14 protein-coding genes are annotated in these 13928 nt (G+C 64.8%); 11 read left to right on the top strand and 3 right to left on the bottom strand.

Translation table 11 applies throughout. From position 1 onward, the window contains the following. The first annotated feature begins 1 nt into the window (after window position 1). From P6U30_RS21000 to P6U30_RS20990, 3 genes are all read left to right on the top strand, one after another. Window positions 2-970, top strand: coding sequence for a branched-chain amino acid ABC transporter permease (locus tag P6U30_RS21000; protein ID WP_407146635.1), 969 nt, complete (start codon window positions 2-4; stop codon window positions 968-970). A gap of 148 nt (window positions 971-1118) precedes the next feature. Then, window positions 1119-1763 (top strand): DUF47 domain-containing protein, encoded by a 645-nt coding sequence (locus P6U30_RS20995; protein WP_407164828.1) that lies wholly within the window; start codon window positions 1119-1121, stop codon window positions 1761-1763. A 99-nt stretch (window positions 1764-1862) separates the two neighbouring features. Further along, complete coding sequence (locus P6U30_RS20990; protein WP_407146633.1) at window positions 1863-2867, top strand: inorganic phosphate transporter; 1005 nt, start codon at window positions 1863-1865, stop codon at window positions 2865-2867. Here P6U30_RS20990 and sugE read toward each other — a convergent pair whose 3' ends face one another. Continuing rightward, window positions 2868-3182, bottom strand: coding sequence for a quaternary ammonium compound efflux SMR transporter SugE (gene sugE / locus P6U30_RS20985; RefSeq protein WP_407164827.1), 315 nt, complete (start codon window positions 3180-3182; stop codon window positions 2868-2870). A gap of 156 nt (window positions 3183-3338) precedes the next feature. Here sugE and P6U30_RS20980 point away from each other — a divergent pair, with 156 nt between their 5' ends. After that, entirely contained in the window at window positions 3339-4958 is a 1620-nt protein-coding gene (locus P6U30_RS20980; RefSeq protein ID WP_407164826.1) for a peptide chain release factor 3, read from the top strand. Window positions 4959-5064: 106 nt separating this feature from the next. On the opposite strand, the gene P6U30_RS20975 is transcribed toward P6U30_RS20980, so the two are convergent. Further along, window positions 5065-6240 carry an IS481 family transposase gene (locus tag P6U30_RS20975; RefSeq protein WP_407164520.1) on the bottom strand — a complete coding sequence of 392 codons (1176 nt, stop codon included), beginning with the start codon at window positions 6238-6240 and terminating at the stop codon, window positions 5065-5067. A gap of 219 nt (window positions 6241-6459) precedes the next feature. Between P6U30_RS20975 and P6U30_RS20970 the strand changes: the two genes are divergently transcribed. The 7 genes from P6U30_RS20970 (at window position 6460) to der (ending at window position 13139) form a co-directional block, all read left to right on the top strand. Then, window positions 6460-7071 (top strand): hypothetical protein, encoded by a 612-nt coding sequence (locus P6U30_RS20970; RefSeq protein ID WP_407164825.1) that lies wholly within the window; start codon window positions 6460-6462, stop codon window positions 7069-7071. A gap of 66 nt (window positions 7072-7137) precedes the next feature. Continuing rightward, window positions 7138-7722 (top strand): NnrU family protein, encoded by a 585-nt coding sequence (locus P6U30_RS20965; protein ID WP_407164824.1) that lies wholly within the window; start codon window positions 7138-7140, stop codon window positions 7720-7722. Between the two features lie 2 nt (window positions 7723-7724). Then, the gene (gene panB / locus P6U30_RS20960; protein ID WP_407164823.1) at window positions 7725-8546 is read left to right on the top strand and encodes a 3-methyl-2-oxobutanoate hydroxymethyltransferase; all 822 of its coding nucleotides are present in this window, start codon (window positions 7725-7727) and stop codon (window positions 8544-8546) included. Window positions 8547-8556: 10 nt separating this feature from the next. Continuing rightward, window positions 8557-10155, top strand: a complete 1599-nt coding sequence (locus P6U30_RS20955; protein WP_407164822.1) for a class I adenylate-forming enzyme family protein — start codon at window positions 8557-8559, stop codon at window positions 10153-10155. A 154-nt stretch (window positions 10156-10309) separates the two neighbouring features. Further along, window positions 10310-10963 carry a tetratricopeptide repeat protein gene (locus tag P6U30_RS20950; RefSeq protein ID WP_407164821.1) on the top strand — a complete coding sequence of 218 codons (654 nt, stop codon included), beginning with the start codon at window positions 10310-10312 and terminating at the stop codon, window positions 10961-10963. Window positions 10964-11044: 81 nt separating this feature from the next. After that, window positions 11045-11611 carry a hypothetical protein gene (locus P6U30_RS20945; protein WP_407164820.1) on the top strand — a complete coding sequence of 189 codons (567 nt, stop codon included), beginning with the start codon at window positions 11045-11047 and terminating at the stop codon, window positions 11609-11611. A 142-nt stretch (window positions 11612-11753) separates the two neighbouring features. Further along, window positions 11754-13139: a ribosome biogenesis GTPase Der gene (gene der, locus P6U30_RS20940; RefSeq protein WP_407164819.1), complete on the top strand. Its 1386-nt coding sequence runs from the start codon at window positions 11754-11756 to the stop codon at window positions 13137-13139. Between the two features lie 151 nt (window positions 13140-13290). Here der and P6U30_RS20935 read toward each other — a convergent pair whose 3' ends face one another. Then, on the bottom strand, window positions 13291-13683 hold the full coding sequence (locus P6U30_RS20935; protein ID WP_407164818.1) for a nuclear transport factor 2 family protein: 393 nt from the start codon (window positions 13681-13683) through the stop codon (window positions 13291-13293). Between the last annotated feature and the right edge of the window lie 245 nt (window positions 13684-13928).

Here is a 13928-nt window from a genome sequence, read left to right as displayed (position 1 = left end):
TATGTCAGCATTGACCGACGATACGATTCCGGTGACGCCGCGCGCGATGCGCGACGAGATGACTGTGTTCGCCGCGATGGCGGTGCTGCTGGCGGTCGTGCCATGGACGGGAATCTATCCCTTCTTCGTCATGCAGGCGCTGTGCTTCGCGCTGCTCGCCTGCGCCTTCAACCTCTTGATCGGCTATGGCGGCTTGCTGTCGTTCGGCCACGCGATGTTTCTCGGCACCGCGGGCTACGTGTCGGCGCATGCGCTGAAGGTATGGGGGCTGCCGCCCGAGCTCGGCATCGTGGTCGGCACGGCGGCCGCCGCCTTGCTCGCCCTTGTCACCGGCTATGTTTCGATTCGCCGGCAGGGGATCTATTTCGCGATGATCACGCTGGCGTTGTCGCAGCTCATCTACTTCATCTATCTGCAGGCGCCGTTCACCCACGGCGAAGACGGCATCCAGGGCATTCCGCAGGGCCATCTGTTCGGGATCTTCGACCTCTCCAAGCCGACGGTGCTGTATTACGTCGTGCTGGTTGGATTCCTTGCCGGCTTCCTCCTGATCTACCGCACCATCAACTCGCCGTTCGGCGAGGTGCTCAAGTCGATCCGCGAGAACGAGCCGCGCGCGATTTCGCTCGGCTACAAGACCGACCAGTACAAGCTGCTCGCCTTCATCCTGTCGGGCACGCTGGCGGGCTTCGCCGGCTCGCTGAAGGTGTTTGTGGCGCAGAACGCCTCGCTCACCGACGTGCACTGGTCGATGTCCGGTGAGATCGTGCTGATGACGCTGGTCGGCGGCCTCGGCACGATTTTCGGACCTGTGGTCGGCGCCTTCGTGATCATTGCCATGCAGCAATATCTCGCGGGCTTCGGCCAGTGGGTGACCGTCATCCAGGGCGTGATCTTCGTCGCCTGTGTGCTGCTGTTCCGGCGCGGCCTCGTCGGCGAGCTCGCCCATTACCTGCGGCGGTCGCTGTAGGGCCGCGGACCGGGGACTTTCTGAACCGACAAAGTGGTGGATGACCGCCCATCCGGGCGGCCAGGGCCGGGCGCTTGTCCCGCGAAGTGTTCTATGACAGTTCTGTGACAGCCTCCCGACGGCTGCCCCGGAACGATGGAACGGACTTATGTTACGCTGGTTTCGCAGCTTCCTGCCCAAGGAAGAGCGGTTTTTCGACCTGTTCGCCCGCCATGCCCAGACCTCAGTGCAGTGCGCTTTGGCGCTGCAGGACATGCTCAAGGGCGGGGACGAGACGCCCGTCTTCTGCCAGCGTGTCAATCAATTCGAGAACGATGCGGACAACATCACCCGCGAAGTCCTCACCGCGGTCCGCCGCACCTTCATCACCCCGTTCGACCGCGGCGACATCAAGAACCTGATCACGTCGATGGATGATGCCGTCGACCAGATGCAACAGACCGCGAAGGCGGTCGTGCTGTTCGAGGTGCGATCGTTCGAACCGCCGATGCGCGAGATCGGCGGCCTGATCATCGAATGCGCCAACCTGGTCGGCCGTGCGCTGCCGCTGTTGCAGTCGATCGGCCAGAACGTCGCCATGCTGACCCAGATCACCGAGGAGCTGACCAAGCTCGAAGGCCGGGTCGACGACCTCCACGACATCGGGCTGAAGGAATTGTTCCTGAAGCACCGAGACGCCAACACGATGGACTTCATCGTCGGCGCGGAGATCTACGATCACCTCGAGAAGGTGGCCGACCGCTTCGACGACGTCGCCAACGAGATCAACTCGATCGTGATCGAGCAGGTCTGAGCATGATCCGGAAACGTGTGCAGCGGTTTTCCCTGCGACAAACGCGAGGCGTTTGCGCGGAGATCATGCTCAAACAAGTGAAATAGGCAGGGCCATCACGTGGACGCCACGCTGGGTCTTCCCGTTCTCGTCATCCTGATCGCGGTGGCGCTGCTGTTCGACTTCCTGAACGGCTTGCACGATGCCGCCAATTCGATCGCGACCATCGTCTCGACGCGCGTGTTACGGCCGCAATATGCGGTGTTCTGGGCGGCGTTCTTCAACTTCGTCGCCTTCATGGTGTTCGGCCTGCACGTCGCCAACACCATCGGCACCGGGATCATCGAGCCGTCGGTGGTCGATGCGACCGTGATCTTCGCCGCCCTGGTCGGCGCGATCGTCTGGAACCTGATCACCTGGGCACTCGGCATTCCCTCGTCGAGCTCGCACGCGCTGATCGGCGGGCTGGTCGGCGCAGGCATGGCGAAGGCGGGGATTTCGGCGGCGGTATGGAGCGGCCTCTCGAAGACGCTGCTTGCGATCGTGCTGTCGCCGCTGGTCGGCTTCCTGCTGGCGCTGGTGCTGGTCGCGATTGTCTCCTGGCTGTCGGTGCGCTCGACGCCGTTCGCCGTCGATCGCGCCTTTCGCATCCTGCAATTCGCCTCAGCCTCGCTCTATTCGCTCGGCCATGGTGGCAACGACGCGCAGAAGACCATGGGGATCATCGCCGTGCTGCTTTATTCGCAGGGCCATACCGGCGAGACGTTCCACATCCCTTTCTGGGTGGTACTGGCCTGCCAGAGCGCGATGGCGCTGGGCACCTTGATGGGCGGCTGGCGGATCGTCCGCACCATGGGACTGCGGATCACCAAGCTGACGCCGATGCAGGGCTTTTGCGCCGAGACCGGCGGCGCCGCGACCCTGTTCATGGCGACCTTTCTCGGGGTTCCCGTCTCGACTACGCATACCATCACCGGCGCCATCGTCGGGGTCGGCGCCGCACGGCGGCTATCCGCCGTGCGCTGGAACGTGGCGAGTTCGATCGTCTATGCCTGGGTGATCACAATTCCCGCATCCGCGGCGGTTGCCGCGCTGAGCTATTGGGCGGTGCTGATCCTCAAGTGATCAGCCGACCAGCTTCAGCCCAATAATGCCCGCGACGATCAATGCGATGCTGGCAAGCCGCATCGCAGTCGCGGGTTCGCCGAGCAGGATGATGCCGAGCGCCGCGGTTCCGACCGCGCCGATCCCGGTCCAGACCGCATAGGCGGTTCCGATCGGTAGCGTCTTGAGCGCGATGCCGAGCAGGATGATGCTGCCGGCCATGGCCGCCAGCGTGAGCGCCGACGGCACCAGCCGCGAGAAACCGTCAGTGTATTTCAGCCCGATGGCCCAGCCGATCTCGAGGAGACCCGCGGTGAACAGAATGGCCCACGCCATAACGAACCCTCCGGATAAGGCAGGGTCGTCCCCGCTGATGGTCTGATGAGGTGAAGGTCGTCCTTCCCATACCTATATGGGAAGCATGCGACCATTCCGCATTGCGACAAATCGCCCTTGATCGTGTCCGTTTTCCCTGCCAAACGCTCCCCCGCTATGTCCGATATCTCAATCACAGCCGAATCGCCGTCCCGTTCGCCGCTTTCCGAGGAGGTGGCGCGGCGACGCACCTTTGCGATCATCTCGCACCCGGACGCCGGCAAGACCACGCTGACCGAAAAGCTGCTGCTGTTCGGCGGCGCGATCAACCTTGCGGGGCAGGTCAAGGCCAAGGGCGAGCGGCGCAACACCCGCTCGGACTGGATGAAGATCGAGCGCGAGCGCGGCATCTCCGTCGTCACCTCGGTGATGACGTTCGAGTTCAACGACCTCGTGTTCAATCTCCTCGATACGCCGGGCCACGAGGACTTTTCGGAAGACACCTATCGGACGCTGACCGCGGTCGACTCGGCGGTGATGGTGATCGACGCGGCCAAGGGCATCGAAGCGCGCACGCGAAAATTGTTCGAGGTTTGCCGCCTGCGCGACATTCCGATCATCACCTTCATCAACAAGATGGACCGCGAGAGTCGCGACACCTTCGAGCTTTTGGACGAGATCGAGAAGACGCTGGCGCTCGACACCACGCCGATGACCTGGCCGGTCGGCCGCGGCCGCGACTTCCTCGGCACCTACGACGTCGTCAATGGCGGCGTGCGGCTGCTCGAAGGCGGCGGCGCCAAGACCGGCCAGGCCGAGCAGATCGACATCGCCGATCTCGGCGCCCGCAATCCCAGTCTCGACGTCGGCGGGGTCAAGGACGAGCTCGAACTGGTATCGGAAGCTTGCAAACCGTTCGAGCTCGACGCGTTCCGCGAGGGCCATCTGACGCCGGTCTATTTCGGCAGCGCGCTGCGCAATTTCGGCGTCGGCGACTTGCTGGAGGGGCTCGGCAAGTTCGCGCCGGCGCCGCGCGCGCAGGATTCCGATCTGCGCAAGGTCGAGGCCTCGGAGTCGCGCATGAGCGCCTTCGTGTTCAAGATCCAGGCCAACATGGATCCGAACCATCGCGACCGCATCGCGTTCGCGCGATTGTGCTCAGGCAAGCTCAGCCGCGGCATGAAGGCCAAGCTGGTGCGCACCGGCAAGAACATGAGCCTGTCGAGCCCGCAATTCTTCTTCGCTCAGGACCGTTCGGTGGCGGATGAGGCGTTCGCCGGCGACGTCGTCGGCATTCCCAATCACGGCACGCTGCGGATCGGCGACACCCTGACGGAGGGCGAGGAGCTGACCTTCGTCGGCGTGCCGAGCTTCGCGCCGGAAATCGTGCGCCGTGTCCGCCTGACCGATGCGATGAAGGCGAAGAAGCTGAAGGAAGCCCTGCAGCAGATGTCGGAGGAGGGCGTCGTCCAGGTGTTCCGCCCGCGCGACGGCGCGCCGGCGCTGGTCGGCGTGGTCGGCCCGCTGCAGCTCGACGTGCTCAAGGCACGGCTCGACGCCGAATACTCGCTGCCAGTGGAGTTCGAGGTCAGCGAGTTCTCGCTGGCGCGCTGGATCTCTTCCGATGATCGCAAGAAGCTCGAGGCCTTCATCGCCGCCAACAATTCCGGCATCGCCGATGACGTCGACGGCGATCCCGTGTTCATGGCCAAGAACGAGTTCTATCTCGGCTACACCCGCGAGCGCGCCGATGGCATCACCTTCTCCAACGTCAAGGACGTGAAGAAGCGGGCGTAACGCTAACCATTCGGTGTCGTCCCCGCGAAGGCGGGGGACCCAGTACGCCGCGGCGTCTTCGCAATTCACAACCGCCTCTGGAATACTGGATCGCCCGGTCGAGTGTTTAGCCCGAAGACATGGCTGACACCTGTTCGGACACATCACTGACAGGTTGGCCATCGGTCAAGTCGATTGATGCGATTTGCCAACTGGCGAAGAAGATTCCGTAGTGGCCGTCGCGATCGAGCGGCCGGATAGCAAGACGCTCGCCGAAGAAGGCCTGCGGAACTTTCCAGAACCGTCCCTTGAAGGAGATGTAGCTTCGGGTCGACGAGACGGTCCGAACCGTCTCGCCGACGTCGTATTGCACCTGCGGAAGACGCGCCGGCATCGCGCGTGAACTCGGCCGAAAGCGATCGGCGGGCACCTGCATAGCGAGCCCCTCGTGAGGCCGCTCCAGATTGTAGATCATGCGCCAGGCGTCGAGCGCGCGTTGGACCTCCGGCAAGGTGCGGAAGAGATGCATGGCAAACACTTCCGCGTTGAGGGTGCGATGGAAGCGCTCGTTCTTGCCGCGGCCCTGCGGGTGACACGGTCTGGCATGCACCACCCGGATGCCGAGCTTGAGCAGCCACACCTTCAATCCGGTCCAGCGCACGCCGGATGTGTCGCCCCAAGGTGAGCCATTATCGATATAGAAGGCGTCGGGCAGCCCATAGCGGCGGAACGTGGCCGTCAGATGCTCCTGCACCATGGGTCGCTGCTCGTTCGCACATGCCTTCAGGCACGGGACATAGCGCGAGTGATCGTCGACCACCGTCAGCGGATGGCAACGCATCCCGTTGGCGAGCGGTATGTGGCCTTTGAAGTCCATCTGCCACAATTGATTGGGAGCTTCCTTCTCGAACCGATGTCCAGGGTTGGGCGGCGCATTCTCGCTCGGCTTGATTCTGTCGTTCCGACACAGGATCCGATGCACGGTGGACGGGACAGGCACAGCCTGCCCGCCACGCTTGAGGCAATGGGCGATCTTGCGTGCTCCCCAAGCCGGATGCTTGTCGCGGACGGCGACAACTTCCGCTTCCACCACAGCGGCGCTGCGCTTGGGCATCCTCTTCGGACGGCGCGACTGATCCGCCAACTCCCGATCTCCGGCCTGCCAGCGCCTCAGCCATTTGTAGCCGACGTCAGGGCTGATCCCGAACCGGCGGCATAGCTCCCGCCGGTTCGCTCCTTCCTGCATCGCAAGACGCACGAACTCGCGTCGCTGATCCATGACTGACACCTCGCTCCACGGCATGGACGGCCTCCCGAATCGGACCAATCCAGCCATTCTTGATGTGTCAGCTATGTCTCCGAACACCTGTCAGTGATCTGTCCAGACTAAACATCGAGCCGGGCGATGACGGTGGAGGTTGCTGCGGCAGCTAGCCCACACGCGCGGAATTGAACGCGTTGCCGCTTGATGCGATCCGGTTGCGGTACCATTTTCCCCGGAGCGCATTCAGGGTTTGCTCGCATGCTCCGGCGCGTTGCCATCTTTGTTGCCTTCGCACTGCTGGCCATTGGCTTTGCCGGCACCGCCGGTGCGCGGCCGCGGCATCAGAGTAACCCTACTCCGTTCGCGCATGAGCCCTGCAGCGTGCTCGATGACAGGCCCTGCACGCCGTCCTATTGCAGCGTGTTCAATCGCGGGCCCTGCCTGCCCGAGATGGATTATCCGTATGGTGAAAATCTGCAGCTCACGGTCCTGACCGTGCCGCCGCAGGACCAGGCCGACAGGTATCGCAAGCCCGATCATGACCTCAATACCATCGGCGACCTCTTTGCCGCGCTGCGCGCCTGCTGGTCGCCGCCGCCGGCCGATAGCGCGCGCGAGGGCATGCAGATGTCGGTGCGGTTCAGCTTCAAGCGGTCCGGCGAAATGATCGGCGCGCCGCGGATGACATTCGCCACGTCAGGCGTTCCGGCCGACACCCGCTCCACCTATCTGAACGCGATCAACGCCTCGCTCGATGCCTGCCTGCCGCTGAAGTTCACCGGCGGGCTTGGCGGGGCCCTGGCCGGCCGCCCGATCATGATCCGCTATGTCGACAATCGCGAGTTGGCCAAGCCGGCCGGGAATCCGTGAAGCTGCCACGTTGCGCACCGCCCGGCGAAGGTGATACGCGAAGGCATCAATCAGGGGAGGAACGTCGTGGGACTGCTCGTCATGATCCTTGGTCTCGTGCTGTTTCCCGGCGTCCACTTGCTCACGACGCGGCGCGAACTGCGCGCGAGCATCGTGAAAGCGATGGGTGAGGGTGCCTACAAGATCGTCTATTCGCTGGTCTCCATCGCCGGGCTCGTGCTGATCATCTGGGGATTCGGCCATTACCGCGCCGCAGGAATGATCCCGGTCTGGACCCCGCCGACGGCATTCAAGCACATCACGGTGGCGTTGATGCTGCCGGCCGTCATCCTGGTGGTGGCTTCGTATATCCGCGGCCGCATCTACACCACGCTGAAGCATCCGATGCTTGCAGGCGTCAAGCTGTGGGCGTTCGCGCATCTGCTCGCCAATGGCGATGTCGGCTCGATCATCCTGTTCGGCTCGTTTCTCGGCTGGGCGGTCTATGACCGCATCTCGTTGAAGTACCGCACGGATGCCGGCGCGCCGCCGATCCCGGTCGGCGGGACAACCAACGACCTGATCGCGATCGCGGTCGGTGTCATCGCTTATGTGGCGCTGGCGTTTGCGTTCCATCCGGTCGTGATCGGCGTGCCTGTGATGGGAGCCTGACGATGTCTGTTCAATCCGCCATCAAGCGCAAGACCGCGCCCGACCTTCGCGCCCGCAAGAACGGCGAGCCGATCGTGATGCTGACCTCGTACCACGCGCACACGGCGGCGCTGGTCGACAAGCACTGCGATGCCATCCTGGTCGGGGATTCCCTCGGCAATGTCATGCATGGCTTCGAGACCACCGTTCCCGTCACGCTCGACATGATGATCCTGCAGGGCCGCGCGGTGATGCGCGGCTCGCAGCAGGCGCTCGTTGTGGTCGACATGCCGTTCGGCTCCTACGAGGGCTCGAAGGAGCAGGCGTTCCAGTCGGCGGTGCGGATCATGAAGGAAACGCTGTGCGGCGCCGTCAAGCTCGAGGGCGGCGCGCGGATGGCGGAGACCGTGGCGTTCCTGTCGGATCGCGGCATTCCCGTCATGGGCCACATCGGCCTGACGCCGCAGTCGATCAACACGCTGGGCTCGTTCCGCGCACAGGGCCGCGAGGAGGCGAACTGGGCGCCGATCGAGAACGACGCCAGGGCGATCGCGGAGGCCGGCGCGTTCTCGATCGTGGTCGAGGCGGTGGCCGAGCCCCTGGCGCGCAAGATCACGCAGTCGATCGCAGTGCCGACCATCGGCATCGGTGCCAGCGCGGCCTGCGACGGCCAGGTGCTGGTGCTGGAGGACATGCTCGGCCTGTCGCCGCGCGCACCGAAATTCGTGCGCCGCTACGGCAATCTCGGACCTGCGATCGAGGAGGCGATCGCGGGCTATGCGCGGGACGTGAAGAGCCGCGCCTTCCCGGGGCCCGAGCACGTCTACGACATGAAAAAGACCTGACGGAGCCGACATGGACTGGTCGCAACACGCACTTCCGCCCATGCGGCTCGAGCCGCGCTTCGGTGACCGCGTCGTGCCGGCCTTCGTGGAGCGGCCGGACAGCCTCTGGACGATGATCGCGCAAGCCGTGGCGCAGAATGGCGACGGCGAGGCGCTGATCTGCGGTGATGTGCGCTTGAGCTGGCGCGAGGTGGCGCAGCGCGCGGCCAAGGTCGCGGCCGGCTTCGAAAAGCTCGGCCTTGTGCCCGGCGACCGCGTCGCGATCCTGCTCGGCAATCGCGTCGAGTTCGTGCTGACGATGTTCGCTGCCGCCCATGCCGGGCTGGTGACGGTGCTGCTCTCGACACGCCAGCAGAAGCCCGAGATCGCCTATGTGCTGAACGACTGCGGCGCGAAGCTGCTGGTCCACGAAGTCGGACTTGCCGACCGCGTGCCTGATGCGGCCGACATTCCCGGTCTGCGGCACCGCATCGCCGTGAGCGACGACAGCGCGTCGCAACTTTCAGGACTGGTCGACCATGCACCGGCATCCGCGCCCGCGGAGGTGAGGGAAGAGGACACCGCGATGATCCTCTACACCTCCGGCACCACCGGCCGGCCGAAGGGCGCGATGCTCGCCCACTGCAACATCATCCATTCCTCGATGGTGTTCGTCTCCTGCCTCAAGCTGACCAAGGTGGATCGCTCGATCGCCGCGGTGCCGCTCGCCCATGTCACGGGGGCGGTCGCCAACATCACGACGATGGTGCACTGCGCCGGCACGTTGATCGTCATGCCGGAGTTCAAGGCCGCTGACTATCTCAAGCTCGCCGCGCGCGAACGCGTGACCTACACGGTGATGGTGCCGGCGATGTACAATCTCTGCCTGCTGCAGCCGGACTTCGACAGCTTTGACCTGTCGAGCTGGCGGATCGGCGGCTTCGGCGGCGCGCCGATGCCGGTTGCCACCATCGAGAAGCTCGACGCCAAGATTCCAGGGCTCAAGCTCGCGAACTGCTACGGCGCGACCGAGACCACGTCACCGTCGACGCTGATGCCGGGCGAGCTGACCGCAGCGCATATCGACAGCGTCGGCCTGCCGTGCCCGGGCGCCGAGATCGTCGTGATGGGGCCCGACGGCCGTGAAGTGCCGCGCGGCGAGATCGGCGAGCTCTGGATCCGCAGCGCCTCCGTCATCAAAGGTTACTGGAATAATCCGAAGGCAACGGCGGAGAGTTTCACGGCCGGCTTCTGGCATTCCGGCGATCTCGGCTCAGTCGATGCCGACAATTTCGTCCGCGTGTTCGATCGCCAGAAGGACATGATCAATCGCGGCGGCCTGAAGATCTACTCCGCCGAGGTTGAATCGGTGCTGGCCGGACATCCCGCCGTGGTCGAGAGCGCGATCATTGCGAAGCCGTGCCCGGTGCTCGGCGAGCGTGTGCACGCGGTGATCGTGACGCGCGCCGAGGTCGATGCGGAGGCGCTGCGCGCCTGGTGCGCCGAGCGGCTGTCGGACTACAAGGTGCCGGAGACGATGGCGCTGACCGCAACACCGCTGCCGCGCAATGCCAACGGCAAGGTGATCAAGCGGCAGTTGCGGGAGACATTGGCGGCGACCGCGACCTGATCGGGGAGGTAAACCTCCACGGTTAACGCTTTGATCCGCCTCACTTTGCCTTGCCACCGCCACACCATTAGGGTAACGCCGCGGCGATGTGGGGATCGGGTATGGGCCGGGCCCAGCCCGCGGTTGCGGTCCCGAGGGGATGGGATAGCCTTAAGTGTCTGAATTATTTGATGAAGTAAACGAGGAAGTCCGTCGCGAACAGCTCAAAAAGCTGTGGGACAAGTACTCGCTCCTGATTGTCGCGCTGGTGGTGTTGATCATCGCCGGCGTCGGGGGCTGGCGCGGCTATCAGTATCTCGAGGCCAAGAAGGCCGCCGAGGCGAGTGCGGCATTCGACCGCGCTGTTGAACTATCCGAGCAGAACAAGCATTCCGAGGCTGAGGCCGCTTTTGCCGACCTCGCCGCCAAGGCGCCGTACGGCTATCGGACGTTGGCGCGGCTGCGCATGGCGGCCGAGGTCGCGACCCGCGATCAGCAGGCCGCCGCGAAGCTCTATGACGAGATCGCGGCCGACCGCAGCATCGGCCGGCCCGAGCAGGATCTGGCGCGGATTCGCGCAGCCCAGCTTCTGATGGAAACCACGACCTATCCGAACATGCTGCAGCGGCTCGAACCGGTGACCGCTCAGGATTCGACCTTCCGTCACACCGCGCGCGAACTGCTGGCGCTGTCAGCCTGGCGGGCCAACGACGCCACCGCCGCGCGCAAGTGGCTCGACCAGATTGCTAATGATGGCGACTCGCCGCCGAGCCTGCGCTCGCGCGCCGAGGCGCTGCAGGCCCTGCTGCCGCCGGCCGCCAAGAGCTGAGAGGCATGATCCGGAAAAGTGGGAACCGGTTTTCCGATCAGGTCATGCCCAGATAAACCTGAGTTGAATGAGAGATCGACCATGCGCCGCTCGCAACGCTTGATCGCAGCCGCAGTTCTCGTCTCGCTTTGCAGCGTGCTGGCGGGCTGCGGTGGCGGCGGCATGGCCAATTTCGATCCGTCCGATCTGCTCGATTTTCTCGACACCAAGAAGAAGCTGCCGGGCGACCGCAAGCCGGTATTCCCCGAGGGCGTGCCTGGTCTCGAGCAGGGCGTGCCGAAGGACTTGTACAAGAACGAGGTCGAGCAGCAGCAGCGGGAGCAGCAGGCCGCCGAGGCTGCCGCCGCAGCGACGCCTCCGGCGGCGGAGCCGGCGAAGCCGGCCAAGAAGCACGCCCGGGGTAAGCCCGCTCCCGCCGCTGACCAGGCCGCTGCGCCCGACGCTGCGGCGTCCGAGGAGGGAGCTCCCGCTCAATTGCCGCCGGAGCCGAAGAAGAAAAAGATCGCCCGCCGCCGGACCACCGCGCCGCCGCCCGACGACCAGCAGGCGCAGCAGCCTGCCGCGCAGCCGGCGGCCCCGGCCCAGGCCACGCAACAATCCGCCGCGCCGTTCCCCGCACCGCTACCGAGCGGTTCGTTTAGCCGCTAGCGGCAGAGCAGAATTCCACCTCTCGCCGTAACGGGGAGAGGGAGAAGGTGCCCTACCATTTGCTTCGACCAACCGCCATTCCTGCTGTAGTTCTTGCCGCAGCGCCCTGATACGCGCGTCTCGGACCGCGCCTGGATGATCCATGTCTTTCACCATCGCCATTATCGGCCGGCCCAATGTCGGCAAATCGACGTTGTTCAACCGGCTGGTCGGGCAGAAGCTTGCGCTGGTCGACGATGAGCCGGGTGTGACGCGCGACCGCCGCGAGGGCCAGGCGCGGCTCGGCGATCTCGACTTCACCATCATCGATACCGCTGGTCTCGACGAGGGCGCCAAGGGCTCGCTGACCGCCCGGATGCAGGAGCAGACCGAAACCGCGATCGAGCTCGCCGACGCCCTGATGTTCGTGATCGATGCCCGCGTCGGCCTGACGCCGACCGATCGCGCCTTTGCCGATTTTGCCCGCCGCGCCAACAAGCCGGTGGTGCTGGTCGCCAACAAGGCCGAGGGCAAGCACGGCGAGATCGGGGCGATGGAATCCTATGCGCTGGGCCTCGGCGATCCCGTGCAGATCTCGGCCGAGCATGGCGAGGGCATGGGCGAACTCTACGACGCCTTGAGCGCGTTGATGCCGGAGGGCGCCGCCGCGGATGACGACGAGGTGGAGGACGAGGAGGACGTCTCGGAGGAGGAGGCCGCGCAGCGCCCGATCCGGGTTGCGATCGTCGGCCGGCCCAATGCTGGCAAGTCGACGCTGATCAACCATCTGCTCGGCGAGGAACGTCTGCTGACCAGCCCCGAGGCCGGCACCACGCGGGATTCCATCTCGGTCGAGATCACCTGGCAGGGCCGTGAATTCCGCATCTTCGATACCGCCGGGCTGCGGCGCCGCTCGCGGATCGAGGAGAAGCTTGAGAAGCTCTCGGTCGCCGATGCCTTGCGCGCGGTGCGCTTCGCCGAGGTGGTCGTGATGATGATGGACGCGCAGAACAGGTTCGAGGAGCAGGACCTGCGCATCGCCGACCTGATCGAGCGCGAGGGCCGTGCGATCGTGCTCGCGGTCAACAAATGGGACCTGGTCGAGCGCAAGCCGAACCAGATCTCGGCGCTGCGCACTGACGCCGATCACTGGCTGCCGCAGGTCAAGGGCGCGCCGATCGTGGCGGTGTCCGGCCTGATGGGCGAGGGCATCGATCGCCTGATGACGGCGATCCAGGACGCCTACGCGGTCTGGAACCGGCGCGTGCCGACCTCGGCGCTCAACCGCTGGTTTGAGCAGGCAATCCAGGCCAATCCGCCGCCCGCGGTCTCGGGCCGTCGGCTGAAGCTGAACTACATTACCCAGACCAAGGCGCGCCCGCCGAGCTTCGTGCTGTTCTGCTCGCGCGCCGATGCGATCCCGAAATCCTATCTGCGCTATCTCACCAACGGACTGCGTGAGGCGTTCGATCTGCCGGGCACGCCGGTCCGGATCACGCTGCGCGAGAAGGCCAATCCGTTCGCCCACAAGCGCAAACGGCCGTCATGAACGGAGCAGCGGCTTCATCGCAAGAATCCGTAGGGTGGGCAAAGCGAAGCGTGCCCACCATGACGAGCACGCCGCTGACGGTGGGCACGGCGCAAGCGCGGCTTCGCCCACCCTACAATCTACAATTCGGCATGCGCGTCGCCGCAACGCGCTAATCGGTTGCCGGCACCGAATGGTGCTCATGCGTGATGCGCCAGGCGCCGTCGACCTTGCGCAATCCGATCGTCAGCCTGAACTGGAACGTGGCGTCGGGAGGACCACATCGCATCACCGCGACGGCGAAGGCGACGTCATTGCCGGCTGTGATCGCGATCTCCTCGACATCGAACGCGTGCGAAGGCTTGTGATAGCGGAAGAACAGATCCCACGTCTTCCGATATTCGTCCAAGCCGCGCGATTGGAGCGGCGGCGGAACGTCGAACATCACGATGTCTTGATCGTGATGGGCGAGTACGCCCGCGTAGTCGTGCCTGCGGACGGCGTCCGTCCAGGCATCGATCAGTGTCCTGATTTCGATTTCTGCCGTCTTGTCCGGTTGGGTCATCGCTCTCGTGCTCCGGGGCTGGCTGATCAATGCTCCGAGGACGAAGACGAGGGCGCACGTCCGACAGGGCGCGTGCGTTATTTTTGCCGGCCGGGCAGCGGCGGCCGCGACGGGACGGTGTGAATGCGAGGCGCGAAGGAAACGGTGCGGGGCGGACTAGCGCAGGCCAACCCGCCCCGGTTGCTGAACTAAAGCGCGATAAATTTAGGTTGAGCTGGAGTTGCGGCGGTGCTTCACCTCTCCCT

The sequence above is a fragment of the Bradyrhizobium sp. ORS 111 genome (genome assembly GCF_045571485.1).
Taxonomy (GTDB): domain Bacteria; phylum Pseudomonadota; class Alphaproteobacteria; order Rhizobiales; family Xanthobacteraceae; genus Bradyrhizobium.
This window is presented reverse-complemented; position numbering and strand designations above follow the sequence as displayed.

Bases quoted from the DNA above. Each gene is read 5' to 3' on its own strand.
- panB (WP_407164823.1), top strand. From the start codon at position 7,725: ATGTCTGTTCAATCCGCCATCAAGCGCAAGACCGCGCCCGACCTTCGC.
- P6U30_RS20945 (WP_407164820.1), top strand. From the start codon at position 11,045: ATGCGCCGCTCGCAACGCTTGATCGCAGCCGCAGTTCTCGTCTCGCTT.
- P6U30_RS20995 (WP_407164828.1), top strand. From the start codon at position 1,119: ATGTTACGCTGGTTTCGCAGCTTCCTGCCCAAGGAAGAGCGGTTTTTC.
- P6U30_RS20955 (WP_407164822.1), top strand. From the start codon at position 8,557: ATGGACTGGTCGCAACACGCACTTCCGCCCATGCGGCTCGAGCCGCGC.
- der (WP_407164819.1), top strand. From the start codon at position 11,754: ATGTCTTTCACCATCGCCATTATCGGCCGGCCCAATGTCGGCAAATCG.
- P6U30_RS20975 (WP_407164520.1), bottom strand. From the start codon at position 6,240: ATGCCGTGGAGCGAGGTGTCAGTCATGGATCAGCGACGCGAGTTCGTG.
- P6U30_RS21000 (WP_407146635.1), top strand. From the start codon at position 2: ATGTCAGCATTGACCGACGATACGATTCCGGTGACGCCGCGCGCGATG.
- P6U30_RS20935 (WP_407164818.1), bottom strand. From the start codon at position 13,683: ATGACCCAACCGGACAAGACGGCAGAAATCGAAATCAGGACACTGATC.
- sugE (WP_407164827.1), bottom strand. From the start codon at position 3,182: ATGGCGTGGGCCATTCTGTTCACCGCGGGTCTCCTCGAGATCGGCTGG.
- P6U30_RS20970 (WP_407164825.1), top strand. From the start codon at position 6,460: ATGCTCCGGCGCGTTGCCATCTTTGTTGCCTTCGCACTGCTGGCCATT.
- P6U30_RS20980 (WP_407164826.1), top strand. From the start codon at position 3,339: ATGTCCGATATCTCAATCACAGCCGAATCGCCGTCCCGTTCGCCGCTT.